The following is a 19,113-nucleotide window of genomic DNA, read 5'->3' on the forward strand; positions in this document are numbered from 1 at the left end:
CGCCTACTTCGCACCCTTGGAGTGTTTGACGACCTTGGTGAGCACATACCGTTTGCCGGAACCCGGCTTCCCGATCTCGTGGAAGATCCGCGGCTCCTTCTCGGTGCCACTGACGCTCCACTCGCGGGACAGTTCGCACGAGCCGATACGCAGGGAGATGCCCTGGACCGTTCCGCCGTCCTTCACCGCCGTCCAGGTCCCCGAACCGTCGCAGTCCGTCGGCCTGTCCTTGCCCATGCCGTCCCAGACGAAATTGTCGAGCCCACGGGCGGTCGCGACCCCGTCGGGGGCAAGCTCGACCCTGCCGCCGCGGCCGTCGCTCCACATACCCGCGAGGTCCGACTTCTCCAGTCGGGGCGGCTCGTACACGCTCACCAGGCCGGTCCCGTACGCTCCCGCGCCGAGGGCGGCGGTGACGAGCCAGGCGAGTCCGCCGTACAGCGTGACCCGCCGGGCCGTCCGCGCGGAGCGGCCCTCGGGGAGCCGCCGGGACGCGGCCCGGGCGAGCACGGCACCGGGTAGCAGGGCGACGGTGAGGGCGGCCCACCACAGGAGGTACGCCAAGGGCCGGGCGAGCGAGAGGCTTCCGAGGGCCGCCACGCCGCCGAACACCGCGACCGCCACCGCCGCGACGGCCGGTACGGCCCCGAGGACCCACAGTGGCCCCTCGGCCCTTCCCGCGCGCCGCGCGGCCCGCCGCGCGAGCGCCAGCGCGGGCATCACCGCGGCCGCCGTGACGAAACCACTGATCAATACGGTCAGGAGCGCGACCACCAGCACCGCCGCGACGATCACGAGGGCGTTGCCGGGCAGCCCGTCGTGCTCCCGGGAGAGGAGCACGAGGACGGCGATCGTCCCGGCGAGGGCGGCCTCCACACAGAGGGTGGCCATCGACGCGCAGAACGCCGCGCCGAAGCCGTCCCCGCGCACCGCCTCCCGCGAGGACTCCTCGGGCGCACCGTCCGTCGTCGCCTCGTCCGGTATCGCGTCCGGTTCTGCCTGCTGTGTCATGTTCGCCCCTCTCGCCAAGAAAGATTCCTCCAGGGGCCGAAGGGTTGCGTCGCGAGTGACCCGAGAACACCCTCGGCCCCACTCCACCGCTGCGCGACAGCCGTCAGCCGGGCGACACGGACGCGGTCGACCGACGACGGATGACCAGGGCCATCAGTGCCGCCACCGCGCACAGCGCGCCGGAGGCGTACCAGACGAGGTCGTACGAACCGAAGACGTCACGTGCCGCGCCGCCGAGGAAGGCGATCAGGGCCGCGCCCACCTGGTGGGAGGCGAGCACCCATCCGAAGACGATCGCGCTGTCGTCGCCGTAGTGCTCGCGGCACAGGGCGATGGTGGGCGGGACGGTGGCGACCCAATCGAGCCCGTAGAAGACGATGAAGAAGATCATCGGTGGATGGACGGACGGGGCCAGCAGCATCGGCAGGAACATCAGGGAGACGCCGCGCAGCCCGTAGTAGACGGCGAGCAGGCGGCGCGCCTCGAAGCGGTCCGTGAACCAGCCGGAGGCGATGGTGCCGACGACGTCGAAGACGCCGATCACCGCGAGCAGACCGGCGGCAGCCGTGGTCGGCATGCCGTGGTCGTGGGCGGCGGGCACGAAATGCGTCTTGACCAGCCCGTTCGTCGAGGCGCCACAGATGGCGAAGGTGCCGGCGAGCAGCCAGAACGGGCCGGTGCGAGCCGCTGTGAGCAGCGCGGTCACCGCGCGGCGAGCTGCCCCGGCCACGGGGAGCGGCTTCGGTACGTACGTCGTGGAGCCGTACGGCGCGAGGCCCGCGTCCGCCGGATGGTCGCGCATCAGCGACAGGACGAAGGGGACGACGGCGAGGGCGACGGCGGCCACGATCGCGGCGGCGGGCCGCCAGCCGTGCCGCTCGACGATCCAGGAGAGCAGCGGCAGAAAGACCAGCTGTCCCGACGCACCGGCCGCCGTGAGGATGCCGGTGACCAGACCGCGGCGGGCGACGAACCACCGCTGGGCGACGGTCGCGGCGAACGCCAGCGCCATCGAGCCGCTGCCCAGCCCGACGAGCACTCCCCAGCACAGGACGAGCTGCCAGCTCGTCGTCATGAAGACGGTCAGGCCGGCGCCGGCCGCGATCGTGGTCAGCGCGCAGGCGACGACCTTGCGCATGCCGAAACGGTCCATCAGTGCGGCGGCGAAGGGGGCGGTGAGCCCGTAGAGGGCCAGATTGACGGAGACCGCGAAGCCGATCGTTCCCCGCGACCACCCGAACTCCGTGTGCAACGGCTCGATCAGCAGACCGGGGAGGGAGGCGAAGCCGGCCGCACCGATGATCGTCACGAAGGACACGGCGGCGACGAACCAGGCCCGGTGGACGCGCGACCGGCCGCCGGGACGCGTGGATCCACCGTCTGACGAAGCGGGGAGTTCGGTTGTCTGGGTCACGTCATCAGGATCGAGCGCGCCGTCCCCTCGGATCGAGTGGCCCGGATGACACCTGCCGCAAGGATCGGGTCATCACTTCTGCCCGGGGAGCGAAGACGGCCTCTGGCCGTAAGGAGCGCGATGGGCGGTAAACCCCCGCCGGTGCATCCGGCGGGGTGTCGGGAATGCGCCGGTCCGCGGAAGCCTTGTCAGTCAGGGGCAGGGCCGATCGGGAACGGGACGAGGGGCGTAGGAGCATGTCGCAGACCACGGAAACGGATACCGCCGACCGTCCCGGTGCCTCCTTCGGTGAGCGTGGGCGCGCATCCGGCGCGAGTTCCCGGGCGCCCGGGAGCACCGAGGCACCCGCCGGTGGCAGGCCGCACCGGGTCGTCGTCCTGGCTCTGGACGGTGTGATCCCTTTCGAACTCAGCATTCCTTTCCGCATCTTCGGCAGGGCCCGCACCACCGCCCATGAGCCGCTCTACGAGATCGTGACGGCCGCGCTCGCTCCCGGACCGGTGCGCACCGACGCGGATTTCTCGATCACCGTCGACCAGGGCCCCGAGGCTCTCGCCGAGGCGGACACCGTCGTCATACCCGCCTCCTACCGGCTCGGCCCGGCCTATACCGAGGGGCGGCTCACCGACGACCTGGCCGCCGCCCTCGCCGGCATCCGACCCGGCACCCGCATGGTGTCCATCTGCACGGGCTCGTATGTCCTCGCCGCCGCCGGACTGCTCGACGGCCGGCCGGCCACCACGCACTGGAGCAGTACCGAACACTTCCAGCGGCTTTTCCCGGCGGTCCGGGTGGACGCCGACGTCCTCTTCATCGATGACGGCGACGTGCTGACGTCGGCGGGCGTCGCCTCCGGCATCGACCTGTGCCTGCACATGGTGCGCCGCGACCACGGCACCGCCGTGGCGAACGAGGTCGCCCGGCTCAGCGTCGTGCCGCCGCACCGCGACGGCGGCCAGGCCCAGTACATCCAGCGGCCCGTGCCCGAGCCGCAGTTCGCCACGACGACGGGGGCCCGCGCCTGGGCGCTGGCCCGGTTGCACCAGCCGATTCAGCTGCGCGACATGGCCGCGCAGGAGGCGATGAGCGTGCGGACCTTCACGCGCCGTTTCCGTGAGGAGGTCGGCATCAGCCCCGGACAGTGGCTGACACAACAGCGAGTGGAACGCGCACGGCATCTGCTGGAGGACAGCGACCTCTCCGTGGACCAGGTGGCGCGGGACGCGGGCTTCGGAACGGCCTCGTCCATGCGACAGCACCTGCAGGCGGCGCTCGGTGTCTCGCCGACGGTCTACCGGCGCACGTTCCGGGCGGCGCCCGTGAGCGCCCGTCGCTGACGGCACCTGGCGGAGGCGGGCACCAGGGTAAGGAGGCAGCCGCCCGGTCAGCGGGAGAAGGTCAGAACACCGCGTGCGATACGGCCGTGTCGCGCGTCGTCCGCCGCGTCGGCGAAATCCTCCACCGGGTAGGTCCTGCTGACGAGTTCGTCCAACAGCAGGCGCCCCTCGCGATACAGGCGGGCGTATAGGGCGATGTCCCGCTGAGGCCGTGACGAACCGTAGCGGCAGCCGAGAATCGTCTTGTCGAGGTACAGGGACGAGACGAGGAAGGCCGCTTCGGCGTCGGCGGGCGGCACCCCGAGCAGGATCGCTTGGCCGTGCCGGTCGAGCAGGTCGATCGCCTGCCGGACGAGCCGGGTGTCGCCGACGCACTCGAAGGCGTGGTCGGCTCCTCTCGGGAGGACCTCCCGTACGGCCTCGGAGGTGTCGGGGGCGGCGGCCGCGTCGATGAAGTGGGTGGCTCCGAACTGCCGGGCGGTCGGTTCCTTGGCCGGGTTCGCGTCGACGGCGACAACGGTCGAGGCCCCCGCGAGCCGTGCCCCTTGCAGGACGTTGAGCCCGATGCCGCCCGTGCCGATGACGAGCACCGAGTCGCCTTGGGCCACCTTCGCGCGGTTGAGGACGGCCCCGACCCCGGTCAGCACGCCGCAGCCGATGAGGGCCGCGGACGTCAGCGGCACATCGGGGGGAATCCTGACCGCTTGGACCGCTTTGACGACCGTGTACTCCGCGAAGGCCGAGTTGGAGGCGAACTGGAACAGTTTCTCGCGGCCGCGCGAGAACGGCCTGCCGGGCATGCCGATGGACCTGCGGCACATGGTCGGCCGTCCCCGGTCGCAGTCGGCGCAGGTGCCGCAGTTGGCCAGCGTGGACAAAGCGACGTGGTCACCGGGCGCGACGTGTGCGACGCCCGCCCCGACCGCCTCGACGACGCCCGCCCCTTCGTGCCCGAGAACGACCGGGACCGGGAAGGGAATGACCCCGTCGATGACCGACAGGTCGCTGTGGCAGAGCCCGGCGGCGGTGACGGCGACCAGGACCTCACCGGGCCCGGGGGCACGTACCTCCAGGTCGTCGACGACGCGGGACCGCTTGCCGTCGAAGATGACGCCTCGCATGGCTGATGTCCTCTCGGAAAGCGGTACGGGCTGAAGCGACTGCGCGGCCGTCCCGGGGCAGTCCCGTCAGGAGGAGCCGTCCAGGAGGGGCCGTCCCATCAGGAGGACCAGACGACGGACTGGAGTTCGCTGTACGCGTGCAGCCCGAAGGAACCACCGTCGCGGCCGATACCGCTGTCCTTGAAGCCGCCGAAGGGGGTCTCGGGATGGCGCTGGGCCGTGTTGATGCCGACGTTTCCGCTGCGCAGCCGGCCTGCGAGGGCCCAGGCCCGGCCGGTATCGGTGCTGAAGACGTAGTCGTACAGACCGTAGGAGGTGCCGTTGGCGATGCGGACCGCCTCCTCCTCGTCGTCGAACGGGATGACGGCGACGACCGGGCCGAAGAGTTCCTCCCGGGCGACGGTCATGTCGGGCGTGACATCGGCGATGAGGGTGGGCGCGACGTAGAAACCGGGCCGGAGGCCGGGCCGGGATCCGCCGGTGACGATGCGGGCGCCCTGGTCACGGGCGCCGGCGATGTACTCCTCGACACGGTCGCGCTGCGCGGCGGAGATCAGCGGGCCGACGACGGTGGAGTTATCCACAGGGTTACCGACCGTCAGCGAGCGGGCGTAATGTGTGAGGCCGGTGACGACCTTCTCGTACATCGACCGATGGACGAGCACGCGGGTCGGCGCCGTGCAGACCTGCCCGCTGTGGAAGGACCAGACCGAACCGACCGCCCCGATCGCCGACGTGGCCGTTGCGTCGTCGGCGTCAGCCAGGACGATGGCAGCGCCCTTGCCACCCAGCTCCATCAGGGTGCGCTTCATCGACCTCCCCGCGGTCTCGGCGATCTTCTTTCCCACCTCGGTGGAGCCGGTGAAGCTCACCATGTCGACCTCGGCGTGGGCCACCAGCGCTTCCCCCGCGGCAGGACCCGAGCCGGTGACGACGTTGAAGACGCCGTCCGGAAGTCCGGCCTCCTGGAACAGCGGGCCCAGCTCGAGACAGCCGAGCGGGTCCTGCGGGGCCGGCTTGGAGACGACCGTATTACCCATGGCCAGGGCCGGAGCGGCCTTGCCCGCGAGATTGACGACCGGGAAGTTGTAGGAGGTGATGCAGCCGACGACGCCCACCGGGCGACGGACCGCGGCGGCGCCGATCAGGCCGCCGGGGGCGAGCGCGCTGGCCTTGACGGCCCGCGGCCCGAGGGGGACGACATCCGGTTCCACCGCACCCCGCGCGTAGCGGCGGAAGCGGTCGACGGCCGGGGTCACTTGCAGGGTCGAGGCGACGCGACGTGTCGCGCCCGTCTCCGCCTGGAGGAGAGTCGCCAGCTCCCCTCCGCGTTCGATGAGCAGATCCGCTATCCGGTCCAGCACGGCTGCGCGCTCGCGCGGATCCGTACGGGACCAGCCGTCTTGGGCGGCCCGCGCGGCGGTCACGGCATCGGCGACTTCGGCGGGAGTCGCCTCCGGGGCCTCCCCGACGACCTGTTCGGTCGCCGGATTGACAACTGGATAGTGCCCCTTTTCCGGCGTACGCCAGGCGCCGTTGATCCAGTGCCCGTATGCCGTCATGGACGGAACTCCTTCGGCAGGCCGAGGACGCGCTCGGCGATGATGGTGCGCTGGATCTCGTCCGAGCCGCCGTAAATGGTGTCGGCGCGCGAGAAGAGGAACTGCCGCTGGGCTGCGTCCAGTTCATAAGGGTGATCGGTCCGCCAGTCGTCCGGGGCGACCGTGGCGTCCGCGCCCCGTACCCGCATGGCCAGTTCACCGAGGGACCGGTGCCAGCCTCCCCACAGCAGTTTCGCGACACTGGGCGCCCCCGGATCCGATACCCCGCCCAGCGTCCGCAGGGCGTTCCACCTCATGGCCTGCAAGGCGGCCCACTGCCCCACGAGTCGGTCGCGCTCGACCGGCTCCGCCGCGGCACCGGTCTCCAGGGCGAGTTGGACCACACGTGTCAGCTCGGCGGCGAAGCCGATCTGCTGGACGAGTGTGGAGACGCCGCGCTCCCTGGCGAGGAGGCCCATGGCGACCCGCCAGCCGTTCCCCTCGCCGCCGACCAGGTGATCGGCTGCGGCCACCGCGCCCTCGAAGAACACTTCGTTGAAATCGGCCGACCCCGACATCTGCCGGATCGGCCGGACATCGATCCGGCCGGGCTGGTCCATCGGCACCAGCAGAAAGGAGAGCCCGTGGTGGCGCTGCGACCCTTCGGTGGTACGGGCCAGGACGAAGCACCAGTCCGCCTCGTGGGCGAGCGAGGTCCAGATCTTCTGCCCGGTGATCCGATACGTTCCGCTGCCCTCGTCCCGGACGGCGGCGGTGCGCACCGAGGCGAGGTCCGATCCCGCACCGGGCTCGCTGTAGCCCTGGCACCAGAGTTCCTCGCCGCGGGCGATGGCGGGGAGAAACCGGGCGCGCTGGGCGTCGTCGCCGTGGGCGAGGAGCGTGGGGGCCAGGAGGTTCTCACCGATGTGGCCGACCCGCGCGGGGGCCTGGGCGCGGGCGTACTCCTCCGCCCACACGACCTGTTCGGTCACCGTCGCGGCCCGGTTGCCGAAGCGGCCACGGTTACGGTCCCAGCCGAGGCCGATCCAGCCGTCCGCGCCCAGCTCGCGCTCCCAGGCCCGGCCGGAGACCCGGTCCGGTCCCCCGGCGAGGTGTGCGGCGAGCCAAGCCCGGGCGGTCTTCCGGAACGACTCGTCCTCCGGACCGAATGCGAAATCCACGCCTGCCCTCTCCCCTCGCCGACACCTTGATCCGAAATCCCGGGGCGGTCACGCGTTCGGACGAGCCTTGGCCGCGGCCGCCTTCGCCATGGCCTCCAGCCGGGCCAGCATGGGCATCGGGTCCGTACCGACCGTTCCCGGCAGGACGTCGGCGATCCGCTGAGGGGTCCAGCCTCCCTCCGCGTGAGCCGCGCGCAGTTCTCGCGGTTGCGCCCAGACGGCGATCTTCGGGCCGGCCACCGTGTAGACTTGGCCGGTGATGCCCTCGTCCCGGGCCCGCTCGCTGAGCAGATAGACGACCAGCGGTGCCACGTCCTCGGGCTCACCGATCTCCGTCAGCTCCGTCGGGACGTTCGCGGACATCCGCGTACGGGCCACGGGGGCCACGCAGTTGGCCGTGACCCCGTATTTGTGCAGACCCAGTGCGGCGCTGCGGACGAGCGAGATGACACCGCCCTTGGCTGCGGAGTAGTTGGCCTGCGAGACGCTGCCCTGGTGATTGCCGCTGGTGAATCCGATGAGGGTGCCGCTGCCCTGCCTGCGCATCAGCGCGGAGGCGGCCCGGAAGACGGTGAAGGTCCCCTTCAGGTGGGTGGCGACGACCGGGTCCCACTCCTCCTCGGTCATATTGAAGAGCATCCGCTCCCGCAGGATCCCTGCCACGCAGACGACGCCGTCGAGCCGCCCGTACCGCGCCAGCGCGGTGTCGACGATCCGCTGCCCCCCGGCCATGGTCGACACGTCGTCCGCCAGGGCGGTCGCCTCGCCACCCGCCTTCTCGATCTCCTCGGCCACAGCGGCCGCGACGGTACTGGTCGGCTCACCGCCGTCGATGGAGACGCCGTAGTCGTTGACGACGACCTTCGCCCCCTCGACGGCACAGGCCAGGGCGACCGCCCGGCCGATTCCCCGTCCGGCTCCGGTGACGGCGACCACCTTGCCCGCCAAGAAGTTCCCCATGGCCTGCCCCTTCCCGGAGTTTCTGACGGTCCGTTAGATTTTTGGGCAGAGCGAGCACGAGCACAAGACCCACCGCCGAAGTGGCCGCACGAAGTCCTGGCGCGGCACGGCCGACGATGTCCGACCCCGGGAAGGGCTCCCATGCCACTGCCGTCCGAGTTCCACGAGATCGCCAAGCGCGTCAACAACTGGGGACGTTGGGGGGCGGCCGATGAGATCGGCACCCTCAATCTCATCACCGGCGCCGTGGTGCGCGCCGCCGCCGCGACCGTGACCACCGGCCGCCGCGTCCCTCTGGCTCTGCCGCTCCGGCAGGACGGGGTGCAGACCGGAATGATTCCCGGCAGGGTCAACCCGCTCCACACGATGGTGGCCGTCAATTGGGAGATGTTCGGGCCCGACACCATCGCCACCAGCGATGACACCGTGACCATGGGCCTCCAGGCGGGCACGCACTGGGATGCTCTCCCCCACGTCTCCCACAGCGGAAAGATCTACAACGGCCGCCCGGCGGATTCGATCACCACGCACGGCCGTGCCGCTTTCAGCGGCATCGAGAAGGCGGGGCCCGTCGCCTCGCGGGGCGTTCTGCTCGATGTCGCGCGAGCCAGGGGGACCGAGCGGCTCGACGGCGGGCACATCGTCACCCCCGAGGACCTCGACGCGGCGGAAGAACTGGCCGGCGTCTCGGTACGGGCGGGCGATATCGTCCTGGTGCGAACGGGGCAGATTCAGCACTATCTGGCAGGCGACAGGGAGGCGTACGCCTTTCCTTCGCCCGGGCTGTCGATTCGTACGCCGGAGTGGTTCCACGCCCGCGATGTCGCCGCCGTCGCCAATGACACCCTGACGTTCGAGGCATTCCCACCGGAGTTCGAAAATCTATGGTTGCCCGTACACGCGCTCGACCTGGTGGAGATGGGCATGCTGCAAGGGCAGAACTGGAATCTGGAGGAACTGTCGGAGGCATGCGCGGAGGAAAAACGCTATGCGTTCCTCCTGTCGGCGACACCCGAGCCCTTCACCGGTGGCACGGGAGCGCCGGTGGCGCCGGTGGCGGTCCTCTGAGCCGGAGCCACCTCGCCCCGGACCATCTCGCCCCAGGCCATCTCGGCCCGGACCACTTGGCCTCAGCACTCCGGCCGTTGGCCTTCCCACCGCGGAGCAAGCCGCCACACGGGACGCCATAAGGGCGGGCGGGCGGCGGCGCGCTGATGCGCACCCCGAGCACGGCACCACACGCCGCCACCCAGCTCCGGCGCCTCTGCCCTGATGTCGCGCCGGGCCGCGACCCGCACTCGCCAAGCCGGCCCCACAACGCGGACCTCTCGACGTCCCCTCGCAACGAATCGCTGCATCCAAGGGTGATCACGCGAGCACTTCACGTCAACACCTGGTCTGGACTTTGTCGACTACGCCCGATTTGTGACGGCGCGTGGCGGCTCAAAAGCGCCGACCCAGAGCGGCTCCCCGCGGTCGACCTCGCACCAGATGCGCTTGCCCGCACCCTCGGGCTGCCAACCCCAGCGGTCGGCCAGGCCGTCCACCAACTCCAGCCCACGGCCACCGGTGTCATCACCCTCCGCGCAGCGGCGACGCGGTGGACGAGCACTGATGTCGGCGACCTCGACACGAACCGTGCCCGGACACACCCCGGCCGCGGCTTCGGCGGAGCCGCCCGCACCCGGGAAGAGCATGCGCAGGACGGCCGGACAGCCCGTGTGCACCACGGCGTTGGTGACCAGCTCCGAGATGAGCAGGATCAGCGTTTCGGCCAAGGGCTCGTCCACCCCTATCCCGGTACCGGCAAGGCGCGACCGCGCCCATCTGCGAGCCCGCCCCACCTCCGCGGGGTCGGCCCGAACCTCCATCTGCATCTGAAGCACCTGCACCGCTCACACCATCCGAACCGGCGGACACAACGCCTCGCGTCTCCGAGAGGTCACGGAACGTGATCTCCTTCCGAGACAGCATGGTTGACGTAGAGTCACCTCAACAAGCGCTTCAGGCATATTCCGGCGCAAAGGAGTATGCGTGCTGCATACTGTGCGACGCGCGCTGCGGGGACTCGAACATCGGGGAATCGCGGCCCCCGAGCCGACGCGAGCGGCAGACAATCCCGCGTTCGGCGCCGCCATATCGGCGGCACCGGGATAATTGCGCTTCTGAACCACTCGCATCCAAGGGAGCGTACCCGAGGTCGGGGCGAACTCCTCCCCGTGACGAGTCACACGCAGGACACAACACGATATCGACGCTGCGTGATCACTTATTAGTGATATAGCGGGCATTTCGGTCACAGTGCTCACTCAGAGCTAATTTCGACGTTCGCGACCACCTCGCCCGGACCGGTCGACAGCCCCGCAGGGAATTCGTTCAGGAGTTCCTCCGCGAGTCCTTCTTCGGCCTCTGCCGCCGACTGCCACTGTGCCGCTCTCACCCAAGCTCGCTTGAGGTGCGGATGAACGTCCGCGTCCCAGGTAAACCCGAATCCGCCATGTAGTTGCAGGCAGTCACGGGCATTACGGACAGCAGCCGTATCGGCGAGCAATTTCGCCCTGGAAACATCACCGAATGTCACTGTCAGTGATGCGGCATAGACGCTGCACCGGGCGATTTCGGCACGGACGAACATGCGGGCGCAAAGATGCTGCACCGCTTGGAAGGAGCCGACCGGGCGGCCGAACTGCGATCGTGCCTTGACATGCGCGACCGTCATCTCCACCGTCCGCAGGGCGCTGCCCAGTTGCAGGGCCGCCGTCAACAGGGCGGCTTCCCGACGCAGTCGGACGGCGTCGGGGAGCTCGCCAGGGACCGCTCCCGCGTCGTCCGGCAGTTGGCTCACGAGGTGCAGCGGTGTCGTCGGGTCGACCGCCCGCACCGACCGGGCCCGCAGCGCGCGCGGAAGCACCGCCGTGCATGCGTCCCCATCCGGGTCGGGGTCGGGGCCGGGGTCCGTTCGCAGGATCCGCAGGGTGGCGCGGTCCAGCAGGAGGACGGCATCCGCCGAGGCGAGGTGCTCGACCGGGCCCGGCCGGTCCAGGGCCGTCACCAGCGCCCGCCCTTCGGCCGCCCCCTCCACCAGGCCCGCGGCGAGATGAGTGGCGACCAGCGGGCCGGGCAGCAGGACCCGTCCTGCCTCCTCGAAGACGAGCACGGTCTCCGGCAGGCCGAGGCCGGTCCCACCGCGCTCCTCGGGCAGCCTCAGGGAGAAGAAGCCGGCGGCGCCCAGTTCCCGCCACAGCTCCCGGACCGAGGCGCCGTCCACCGCCGCACCTCCCGGACGCCCGGCACCCCCTGGGCCCCCGGCACCCCCCGGACCGCCCGCGTCCACCATCGCCCGAAGCCGCTCGCGGGGGAACAGCGCCGCGAGGAGTTGCCGTGTCCCGGTCCGCAGGGCCCGCTGGTCGTCGTTCAGCTGAAATTCCATGATCAACGCCCCTTGGGCAGGCCGAGGATGCGCTCGGCGATGATGTTCTGCTGGATCTGGGACGTCCCGGCGGCGATCGTGTAGGAGAGGGCGGAGAGGCGGTCCGCCGTCCATGGGTGCCCGGCGTCCAGCGCTTCCGGGCCGATGACCTCGGCGGCCGCTTCGTACAGTTCCTGTCGCGCCTCGGAGTAGCGGAGCTTGAAGACGGAGCCGCCGACGCCCGGCACCGCGCTCCCGCCCCCGGGCGACGTCCGCTCCGCCGCGCTCACGTTCCACTGCGTGAGTCGCCACAGCGCACCGAATTCGGCGTTCAGCCGCCCCAGGCGACGACGCAGGACCGCGTCGTCCCACCGGCCGTTCTCCTTCGCCGTCCGGGCCAGCCGGGCCAGGGTGCGGCGGCAGGCGACGACCTCGCCGACGAAGGCGGTACCGCGCTCGTAGGAGAGGGTGACCATGGTGACGCGCCAGCCGTCGTTCTCGGCGCCGACGCGGTGCGAGAGCGGTATCCGCACCTCGTCGAGGAACAACTCGGCGAACTCGGTGGAGCCCGCGAGGGTGCGCAGCGGGCGGACGGTCACCCCGGGGGCGTCCATGGGCATGGCGAGCCAGGAGATCCCCCGGTGTCTGGGGGCCGAGGCGTCCGTACGGACGAGCAGTTCGCACCAGTCGGCTACCTCGGCGTGCGAGGTCCAGATCTTGCTGCCGGTGACGATGTAAGCATCGCTGTCCCGGACCGCTCGGGTACGCAGTGAGGCCAGGTCGGAGCCGGCGTCCGGCTCGGAGAAGCCCTGACACCACACTTCCTCGCCGCGCAGGATCGGCGGCAGCCAGCGGGCCCGCTGCTCGGCCGTTCCCTCCACGGCGATGGTGGGCCCGGCGTGCAGGAGGCCCACGAAGTTGGCACCGACGTAGGGCGCACCCGCCAGCTCCGTCTCCTCCAGGAAGATCAGATGCTGGGTGGGGGTGGCGCCTTGTCCCCCGGCGTCGGTGGGCCAGTGCAGTCCGGCGTAGCCGGCGTCGTACAGCGCGCGTTGCCAGGCGCAGTCATAGGCGCGCCGCGCCGGCCATTGATCGGGCGGCGGCTTCGCGGGCAGCTTCGGCAGTGTCTCGCGCAGCCACGTGCGCAGCCTTCGCCGGAACTCTTCCTCTTCCTTGGTGAAGGTGAGGTCCATGGGCTCTCACGCGCCGGGTCGGTCGAGACCGGGCGCCCGGTCCGCCGGGCGCCCACGCCCCTCCGGTCCCCTCGCAGACAGATCCCGGGCGTCCGGATCCGGTGCGTCCGGATTCCGTACGTCCAGGTCCAGGTCCAGGTCCAGGTCCAGGTCCAGGCCGAGCATCCGGATCGCGTTGCCCCGCATCACCTTGTGGACGGTTTCGTCGTCCAGGCCCTTCATATGGTCGAGAGCGACTTCCTTGGTGTGCGGGAAGGTCGAGTCGACGTGGGGGTAGTCGGTCTCGAAGGTCGCGTTGTCGCGGCCCACAACATCGAGTGAGGCGACCCCGTGTTTGTCCCGGAAGAAGCAGCAGAAGATCTGCCGGTAGTAGTAGGTGGAGGGCGGTTCGGGGATCAGATCGCGCACCCCGCCCCAGGCCCGGTGCTCCTGCCAGACGTCGTCGGCGCGCTCCAGGGCGTAGGGGATCCAGCCCATCTGCCCCTCGCTGTAGGCGAGTTTGAGGCGCGGGAACTTGACGAGGACGCCGCTGAAGAGGAAGTCCATCATCGACGCCATGGCGTTGTTGAACGACAGGGACGCCTGTACGGCGGGCGGCGCGTCCGGGGAGGCGGCGGGCATCTGCGAGGACGAGCCGATGTGCATGTTGACGACGGTGCCGGTGTCCTGGCAGGCGGCGAAGAAGGGGTCCCAGTACCCGGAGTGGATGCTGGGCAGTCCGAGGTGGGTGGGGATCTCGCTGAAGGTCACGGCCCGTACGCCACGGGCGGCGTTCCGCCGGATCTCGGTGACGGCGAGGCCGACGTCCCAGAGCGGAATGAGGCACAGCGGGATCAGCCGGCCCCGGCTGTCGCCGCACCACTCCTCGACCATCCAGTCGTTGTAGGCCCGGACGCACGCGAGCGCGACCTCCTTGTCGTGCGCCTCCGCGAAGGTCTGGCCGCAGAAGCGCGGAAAGGTGGGGAAGCACAGGGACGCCTCGACGTGATTGAGGTCCATGTCCTTCAGGCGTTCCGCCGGGTCCCAGCACCCGGGGCGCATCTCCTCCCGGGTGATGCCCTCCAGGGTCATCTCGTCGCGGTCGAAGCCGACGGCGGCGATGTTGCGCTTGTACGGGAACCGGAGGTCCTCGTAGACCCACCAGTCGGCGGGCGGCCCTTCGGGGTCCATGGTGATGACGTACTTGCCGGCCACGTAGGCCAGTTCACCGATGCCGGCCGTCAGGGCGCGGGGACCGCGGGAGCGGTACTTGGCGGGCAGCCAGGTCTCGAAGAGATGGGCGGGTTCGATCACGTGGTCGTCCACGCTGACGATGCGCGGCAGATCCATGAGGGGCTCCCTCTCGATTACCCGGCGACGCGGTATCAGCTTTCCTGACGCTCCATCAGATTCGAGGTTAGTCCGCGCCCCCTGGACCGACAAGCCGGGTCGCCCCTACGCTTCCCGCCACGCCTGACAAACCGTCAGCCCCCCCGGGAGGCACCTCATGGCCGGCACCGCCCCCGATCTGGTCGCCTCCCGCACCCTGTGGGAGCTCCTCGACCGCCGCGCCGCGCTCACCCCGGATGCCGTCGCACTCATCCAGGCCGACGAGCCGGCGGCCGAGGACACGGCTGCCGACCGGCGGCTGGCCTTCGGGGAGCTGCGCGACCGCGCGGAGCGCGTCGCCGCCTGGTTGCACGGGCTGGGCGTACGGCCGAGCAGCCGGGTCGCCTGGCAGCTGCCCACCCGTGTCGAGACCGTGGTCCTGGCCTTCGCGCTGGCCCGGCTCGGGGCCGTGCAGACACCGCTCACCCCCTTCTACCGCGACCGCGAGGTCCGCCACGCGCTACGGGCGACTCGGGCGGAGTTCTTCGCGGTGCCGGGTGTCTGGCGGGGCTTCGACCACTCCGCGATGGCCTACCGCCTCGCCCTCACGCTGCCGTCACCGCCCCTCGTCTTCACGGCCTACGACAGGCTCCCGGAGGCGGACCCCTCGACGCTCCCGCCCCCTCCCACCGAGGGCACCACCGTCCGCTGGATCTACTGGACCTCCGGCACGACCTCCGAGCCCAAGGGCGTGCTCCACACGGACCGGTCCCTCATCGCCGCCGGTGCCTGTCTCGCCGACGCGCTGCGCCTGTCCTCCGGCGACGTCGGCTCCATGGCCTTCCCCTACGCGCATGTGGCCGGCCCCGACTACACCGTGATGCTGCTGCTCCGGGGCTTCCCGAGCATCCTCCTGGAGCACTTCGCCCTGCCGGGCTCGCTCGACGCCTACCGCCGCAACGGCGTCACCGTCGCCGGGGGATCCACCGCCTTCTACGCCCTGTTCCTCGCCGAACAGCGCAAGGACCCCACCCGCAAGCTCGTCCCCACCCTCCGCCTCATGGCAGGCGGAGGCGCGCCGAAGCCGCCCGCGCTCTATCACGAGGTGGTCGACGAGCTCGGGTGCGCGCTCACCCACGGCTACGGCATGACCGAAGCGCCGATGATCACCATGGGGTCGCCGGACGACACCCCGGAGCAACTGGCCACCACAGAGGGACGGCCTCCGGCCGGCATGCGGATCCGCGTCGTCGACACCGACGGCAAGCCGCTCCCGCCCGGCACGGAAGGAGAGATACGGCTGCGCGGAGAGGCCGTCTGCCAGGGCTACCTCGATCCCGCCCACACCGCCGAGGCCTTCGACCAGGACGGCTTCCTCATCACCGGGGACCTCGGCCGGCTCACCATCGAGGGCCACCTCGTACTCACCGGCCGCACCAAGGACATCATCATCCGCAAGGGCGAGAACATCTCCGCCCAGGAGGTCGAGAGGCTGCTCCACGAACACCCCGCCATCGAGGACGTGGCCGTCATCGGCCTTCCCGACGAGGCGCGCGGCGAGCGTGTCTGCGCCGTGGTCCAGCAGCCACCCGGCGCCGAACCGCTGGGGCTCGACGACATCACGGCCCACCTGCGGAGCGCGGGACTGTCCGTGCACAAGATGCCCGAGCAGCTGGAGCTCGTCGACGAGCTGCCGCGCAACGACACGCTCCGCAAGGTCCTCAAGTACAAGCTGCGCGAGCGCTTCTCCGGCTGACAGCCGCTCGAGGGCTCGGACGGGCCGCTCGACGGGATGCTCGCCAGACCCCCGCGCTCAGCCCGTGAAGCGGTAGGTGGACGTGGCCTGCTGGAAGAAGCCGTCCACCGAGCGTTGCTCGTCCATCGGGCCGATCACCTGCACCACGTGATAGCGGCCCGCCAGGATCATCGCGGCGTTGCGCACATAGACCTGGCGGCCGCTGCTGTCGTTCCAGTTGAACGTGCCCTCCACCATCGCCCTCCCGCCGACGTCGGAACGGCGCAGCCCGGAGGCGCCCGACCAGGACGAGGAGCGGTAGGGCTCCAGCTCGGGCTCCTTGCCCTGCTGGTAGGCCAACGGGTCGCCGCCGAACTCCGACACCTTGTCCCGGCCGGGCACCACGATCAGCTCGTAGTCCCCGCCGACGTAGACGACCTGGTCCCGGTCGTTCTCGCCGCGGCGCTGCCAGTCCTCGGCGACGGCCACGGAGAAGCCCTTGGGGTCCCGGCGCAGGGTGTAGCCCTTGGCGACGCCATGGGGTTCGGTGGTTCGCGCCTCCTGTGTGCCGGAGCCGTCGGTCTGGGCCGTCCTGCCGTTCGTCCCCGGCTGGTTGGGGACGGCGCTCCGCAGCCCCGCCGTGCCCGTACGGTCCGTCTGTCCCCGGTCCCCGCCTTCGTCGGCACGCGGCATGAACAGCAGCGCGTACAGCACCGCCCCGGCCAGGAGGAGCAGGATCAGGCCGAGCAGCAGCAGCCCGAGATGCCGGGGTGAGCGCTGCGCGCCCCCTCGCCCCGTGGAGCGGGCCCCGCCCTGCGACGGGACCCGGTCGTCGCCACGGTCGGGGACCGGCCGGCCGTCGGGGGCCGCCTCGTCCCACTCGCCGGGCTCCTCCGCCAACTCCCCGGCCGTCTTCTTGTGCCGCCCGTGCACGGGCGCCGGGTCCGGCCCACCGGAGGCGCGGCCCCGACGGCGGCGTACGAGCTCGCCGCGCCGCCGGATGAGCGGGAGCCGACGGGGGTCGGTGGGGAGGCTCGTGCCGATCGACGGCACAGTGACCGTCCGGCTGCCGAGCTCCGGCTCCGGCGCGGAGCGGATCAGCGAGCGCAGCCAGCCGCGCAGTTCCTCGCATTCGGGACGCTCGGTCGGATCCTTGCGCATGAGCGACTCGACCACGGGGCGGAGCGCTCCGCATTCCTCGGCGTAGGCGGGCGGTTCCGCGCAGACGAGCTGCACCAGCTCGGCCGCGCTCTCCTCCGGGTACGGGGCATGGCCCTGCACCGCGCGGAAGAGCAGCACGCCCAGCGCCCACAGATCGGCGGCGGGGCCCACGGGAGGAGCGAGCTGCCAGCTGTCCTGCACCGGATGGGCCTGCTCCGGTGCCCATCGTTCGGTGACGGCACCCACCACGACCATGCGCGCCTGCCGCGCCCGCTCGGCGGCGAGCGCACTGCCCGGTCCGGCGGTGCGCGCCCAGCCGCCCGTGCCGCGCTCGCGGCCGTTCTGCGCGGGGACGGGCCCGGCCGCACCGCCGGGGCCACCCGGGCCGGGCGGGCCGCTGGGGGCGGGGCGTCCCACGGGAGCGTCGGAGGCCCACGGGGAGTCGGGGGAAGCGGCGGCCCCACCGACGGCGCTGCCCGCGCCCCAGGTGGACGAGCCGGCCGACGGCCGGAGGGTGCTCTCCGCTGCCGCGCGCGCGGCGGCGGCCCGGGCGCCCGCGCGGTACGCGGCGATCGCCCCGGCCCGGGGCACCCGGTCGTCCGGAGCCGCGTCCTGCTCGTGGCCGCCCGCCCGGTCGGTGCCCGGTACCCCGCCGCCGGACGGTCCGTACCCGCCGATCGCGCCCTGGTCGCGATGGCCCCGCCCCTCCTGCGCCGGGATGCCGGCCGTGCCCGCCTCCCCCGTCGTGGGCGCCGCGCCGCCTGCGCCCACCGGCCCCCGCCGCGGGGCCGTCTGATCGGGGAGCCGTGGGTACGAGGAGCCTGTCGGGGCGGCCCCCGCCTGTCGGGGCGGGGCTTCCCCGGCGCGGGGCGTCGTGATCGCCGCACGTCCGCCCGGCGCGGCACCCGGCCACGGGCCGGCCTGTCCCGTGGAGCCACCACCGGCCACCTGCCCGGCACCAGCCGGGCCGGCCGGGACGGGGTCGTGGCCGCAGAGGGCCTCCTCCGCCGCGCCCGCGGCGAGGCCGGTGAGCATGGCACGGCCGTCGTCACAGATGAGGACGGTGCGGGCCGTGATGTTGCGGTGGGTCCAGCCCTGGGCGTGGAGGGCGCGCAGCGCGGTGAGGACGTCGGCCGCCACTTCGGCGGCCCGGTGCGGTGAGAGCGTGCGCTCGGCGAGCAGGGCGGCCAGCGGGCGGGCCGAGACGAGCTCACTGATGATCCATAGGCTTCCCGCCTCGACGAAGACGTGGAAGACCTGGTCGAGACGGGGATGGTCGGGAAGCTGCGCGGCAGCCGTGGCGGCGACCAGAGCACGGCGCACCGCCGGATCACCGGGCCCCTGGCCCGTCAGCCCGCCCGCACCGGGAACCTCACCACGGGCACCCTCGCCCCCGTGACCGGCCCCGACCGCGCGTTCACCCTCGTACGGGCCGTCGTCACCCAGGACTTCCGCGTCGACGATCTCCGGCAGGGGGATCTGCCGGATGAGGACTTCCTGACCGCTGTACGTGTCATAGGCCCGCGTCTCCACCAGTTCGAAGGCGTCCGACGGCGGAAGCGGCAGGCGATAGCGGTCGGCGAGCACCCGACCCGCATAGTCGTCCACGACGCCTCCCCAAGCGCGCGATCCACACCATCGCTCGAATGACCATCAAAGTCGGTCATTTAGCTGCTTATTGCGGCTGCGTATGGTTCACGGGGACTCACGATACGTGCCGAAGCCGTCTCTTCGGGCGCGTA

14 protein-coding genes are annotated in these 19,113 nt (G+C 71.4%); 3 read left to right on the top strand and 11 right to left on the bottom strand.

The features are described from left to right. Nucleotides 1-3 precede the first annotated feature (3 nt). Entirely contained in the window at nt 4-1,011 is a 1,008-nt protein-coding gene (locus tag JO379_RS14580; protein WP_209515256.1) for a hypothetical protein, read from the bottom strand. A gap of 103 nt (nt 1,012-1,114) precedes the next feature. Beyond that, complete coding sequence (locus tag JO379_RS14585) at nt 1,115-2,425, bottom strand: MFS transporter (RefSeq protein ID WP_130879059.1); 1,311 nt, start codon at nt 2,423-2,425, stop codon at nt 1,115-1,117. Nucleotides 2,426-2,661: 236 nt separating this feature from the next. Here JO379_RS14585 and JO379_RS14590 point away from each other — a divergent pair, with 236 nt between their 5' ends. Further along, nucleotides 2,662-3,762 (top strand): GlxA family transcriptional regulator, encoded by a 1,101-nt coding sequence (locus JO379_RS14590; RefSeq protein WP_130879058.1) that lies wholly within the window; start codon nt 2,662-2,664, stop codon nt 3,760-3,762. Between the two features lie 47 nt (nt 3,763-3,809). Here JO379_RS14590 and JO379_RS14595 read toward each other — a convergent pair whose 3' ends face one another. From JO379_RS14595 to JO379_RS14610, 4 genes are all read right to left on the bottom strand, one after another. Then, nucleotides 3,810-4,883 carry a Zn-dependent alcohol dehydrogenase gene (locus JO379_RS14595; RefSeq protein WP_209515260.1) on the bottom strand — a complete coding sequence of 358 codons (1,074 nt, stop codon included), beginning with the start codon at nt 4,881-4,883 and terminating at the stop codon, nt 3,810-3,812. Between the two features lie 98 nt (nt 4,884-4,981). Further along, complete coding sequence (locus JO379_RS14600) at nt 4,982-6,445, bottom strand: aldehyde dehydrogenase family protein (RefSeq protein ID WP_209515261.1); 1,464 nt, start codon at nt 6,443-6,445, stop codon at nt 4,982-4,984. Next, nucleotides 6,442-7,605, bottom strand: a complete 1,164-nt coding sequence (locus JO379_RS14605; RefSeq protein WP_209515264.1) for an acyl-CoA dehydrogenase family protein — start codon at nt 7,603-7,605, stop codon at nt 6,442-6,444. Before JO379_RS14605 ends, JO379_RS14600 begins: the two co-directional genes overlap by 4 nt. Nucleotides 7,606-7,653: 48 nt before the next feature. Further along, the gene (locus JO379_RS14610) at nt 7,654-8,565 is read right to left on the bottom strand and encodes an SDR family NAD(P)-dependent oxidoreductase (protein ID WP_209515266.1); all 912 of its coding nucleotides are present in this window, start codon (nt 8,563-8,565) and stop codon (nt 7,654-7,656) included. Nucleotides 8,566-8,706: 141 nt separating this feature from the next. On the opposite strand from JO379_RS14610, the gene JO379_RS14615 reads away from it, so the two are divergent. After that, the gene (locus JO379_RS14615; RefSeq protein ID WP_209515267.1) at nt 8,707-9,633 is read left to right on the top strand and encodes a cyclase family protein; all 927 of its coding nucleotides are present in this window, start codon (nt 8,707-8,709) and stop codon (nt 9,631-9,633) included. 344 nt (nt 9,634-9,977) lie between these two features. On the opposite strand, the gene JO379_RS14620 is transcribed toward JO379_RS14615, so the two are convergent. The 4 genes from JO379_RS14620 to JO379_RS14635 all read right to left on the bottom strand — a co-directional run bounded on the left by JO379_RS14620 (nt 9,978) and on the right by JO379_RS14635 (nt 14,496). Continuing rightward, nucleotides 9,978-10,457 (bottom strand): ATP-binding protein, encoded by a 480-nt coding sequence (locus JO379_RS14620; protein WP_130879052.1) that lies wholly within the window; start codon nt 10,455-10,457, stop codon nt 9,978-9,980. A 413-nt stretch (nt 10,458-10,870) separates the two neighbouring features. Continuing rightward, the gene (locus JO379_RS14625; protein ID WP_209515269.1) at nt 10,871-11,995 is read right to left on the bottom strand and encodes an acyl-CoA dehydrogenase family protein; all 1,125 of its coding nucleotides are present in this window, start codon (nt 11,993-11,995) and stop codon (nt 10,871-10,873) included. 2 nt (nt 11,996-11,997) lie between these two features. Next, entirely contained in the window at nt 11,998-13,167 is a 1,170-nt protein-coding gene (locus JO379_RS14630) for an acyl-CoA dehydrogenase family protein (protein WP_209515271.1), read from the bottom strand. 6 nt (nt 13,168-13,173) lie between these two features. Beyond that, nucleotides 13,174-14,496, bottom strand: a complete 1,323-nt coding sequence (locus JO379_RS14635; protein WP_245381468.1) for an amidohydrolase family protein — start codon at nt 14,494-14,496, stop codon at nt 13,174-13,176. A 157-nt stretch (nt 14,497-14,653) separates the two neighbouring features. On the opposite strand from JO379_RS14635, the gene JO379_RS14640 reads away from it, so the two are divergent. Continuing rightward, nucleotides 14,654-16,231: a class I adenylate-forming enzyme family protein gene (locus tag JO379_RS14640; protein WP_209515274.1), complete on the top strand. Its 1,578-nt coding sequence runs from the start codon at nt 14,654-14,656 to the stop codon at nt 16,229-16,231. Between the two features lie 57 nt (nt 16,232-16,288). Here JO379_RS14640 and JO379_RS14645 read toward each other — a convergent pair whose 3' ends face one another. Then, a complete protein-coding gene (locus JO379_RS14645; protein ID WP_209515278.1) occupies nt 16,289-18,979 on the bottom strand; it encodes a serine/threonine kinase C-terminal domain-containing protein in 2,691 nt (896 codons plus the stop codon). Nucleotides 18,980-19,113 lie beyond the last annotated feature (134 nt).

The sequence above is a fragment of the Streptomyces syringium genome (genome assembly GCF_017876625.1).
Taxonomy (GTDB): Bacteria; Actinomycetota; Actinomycetes; order Streptomycetales; family Streptomycetaceae; genus Streptomyces; species Streptomyces syringius.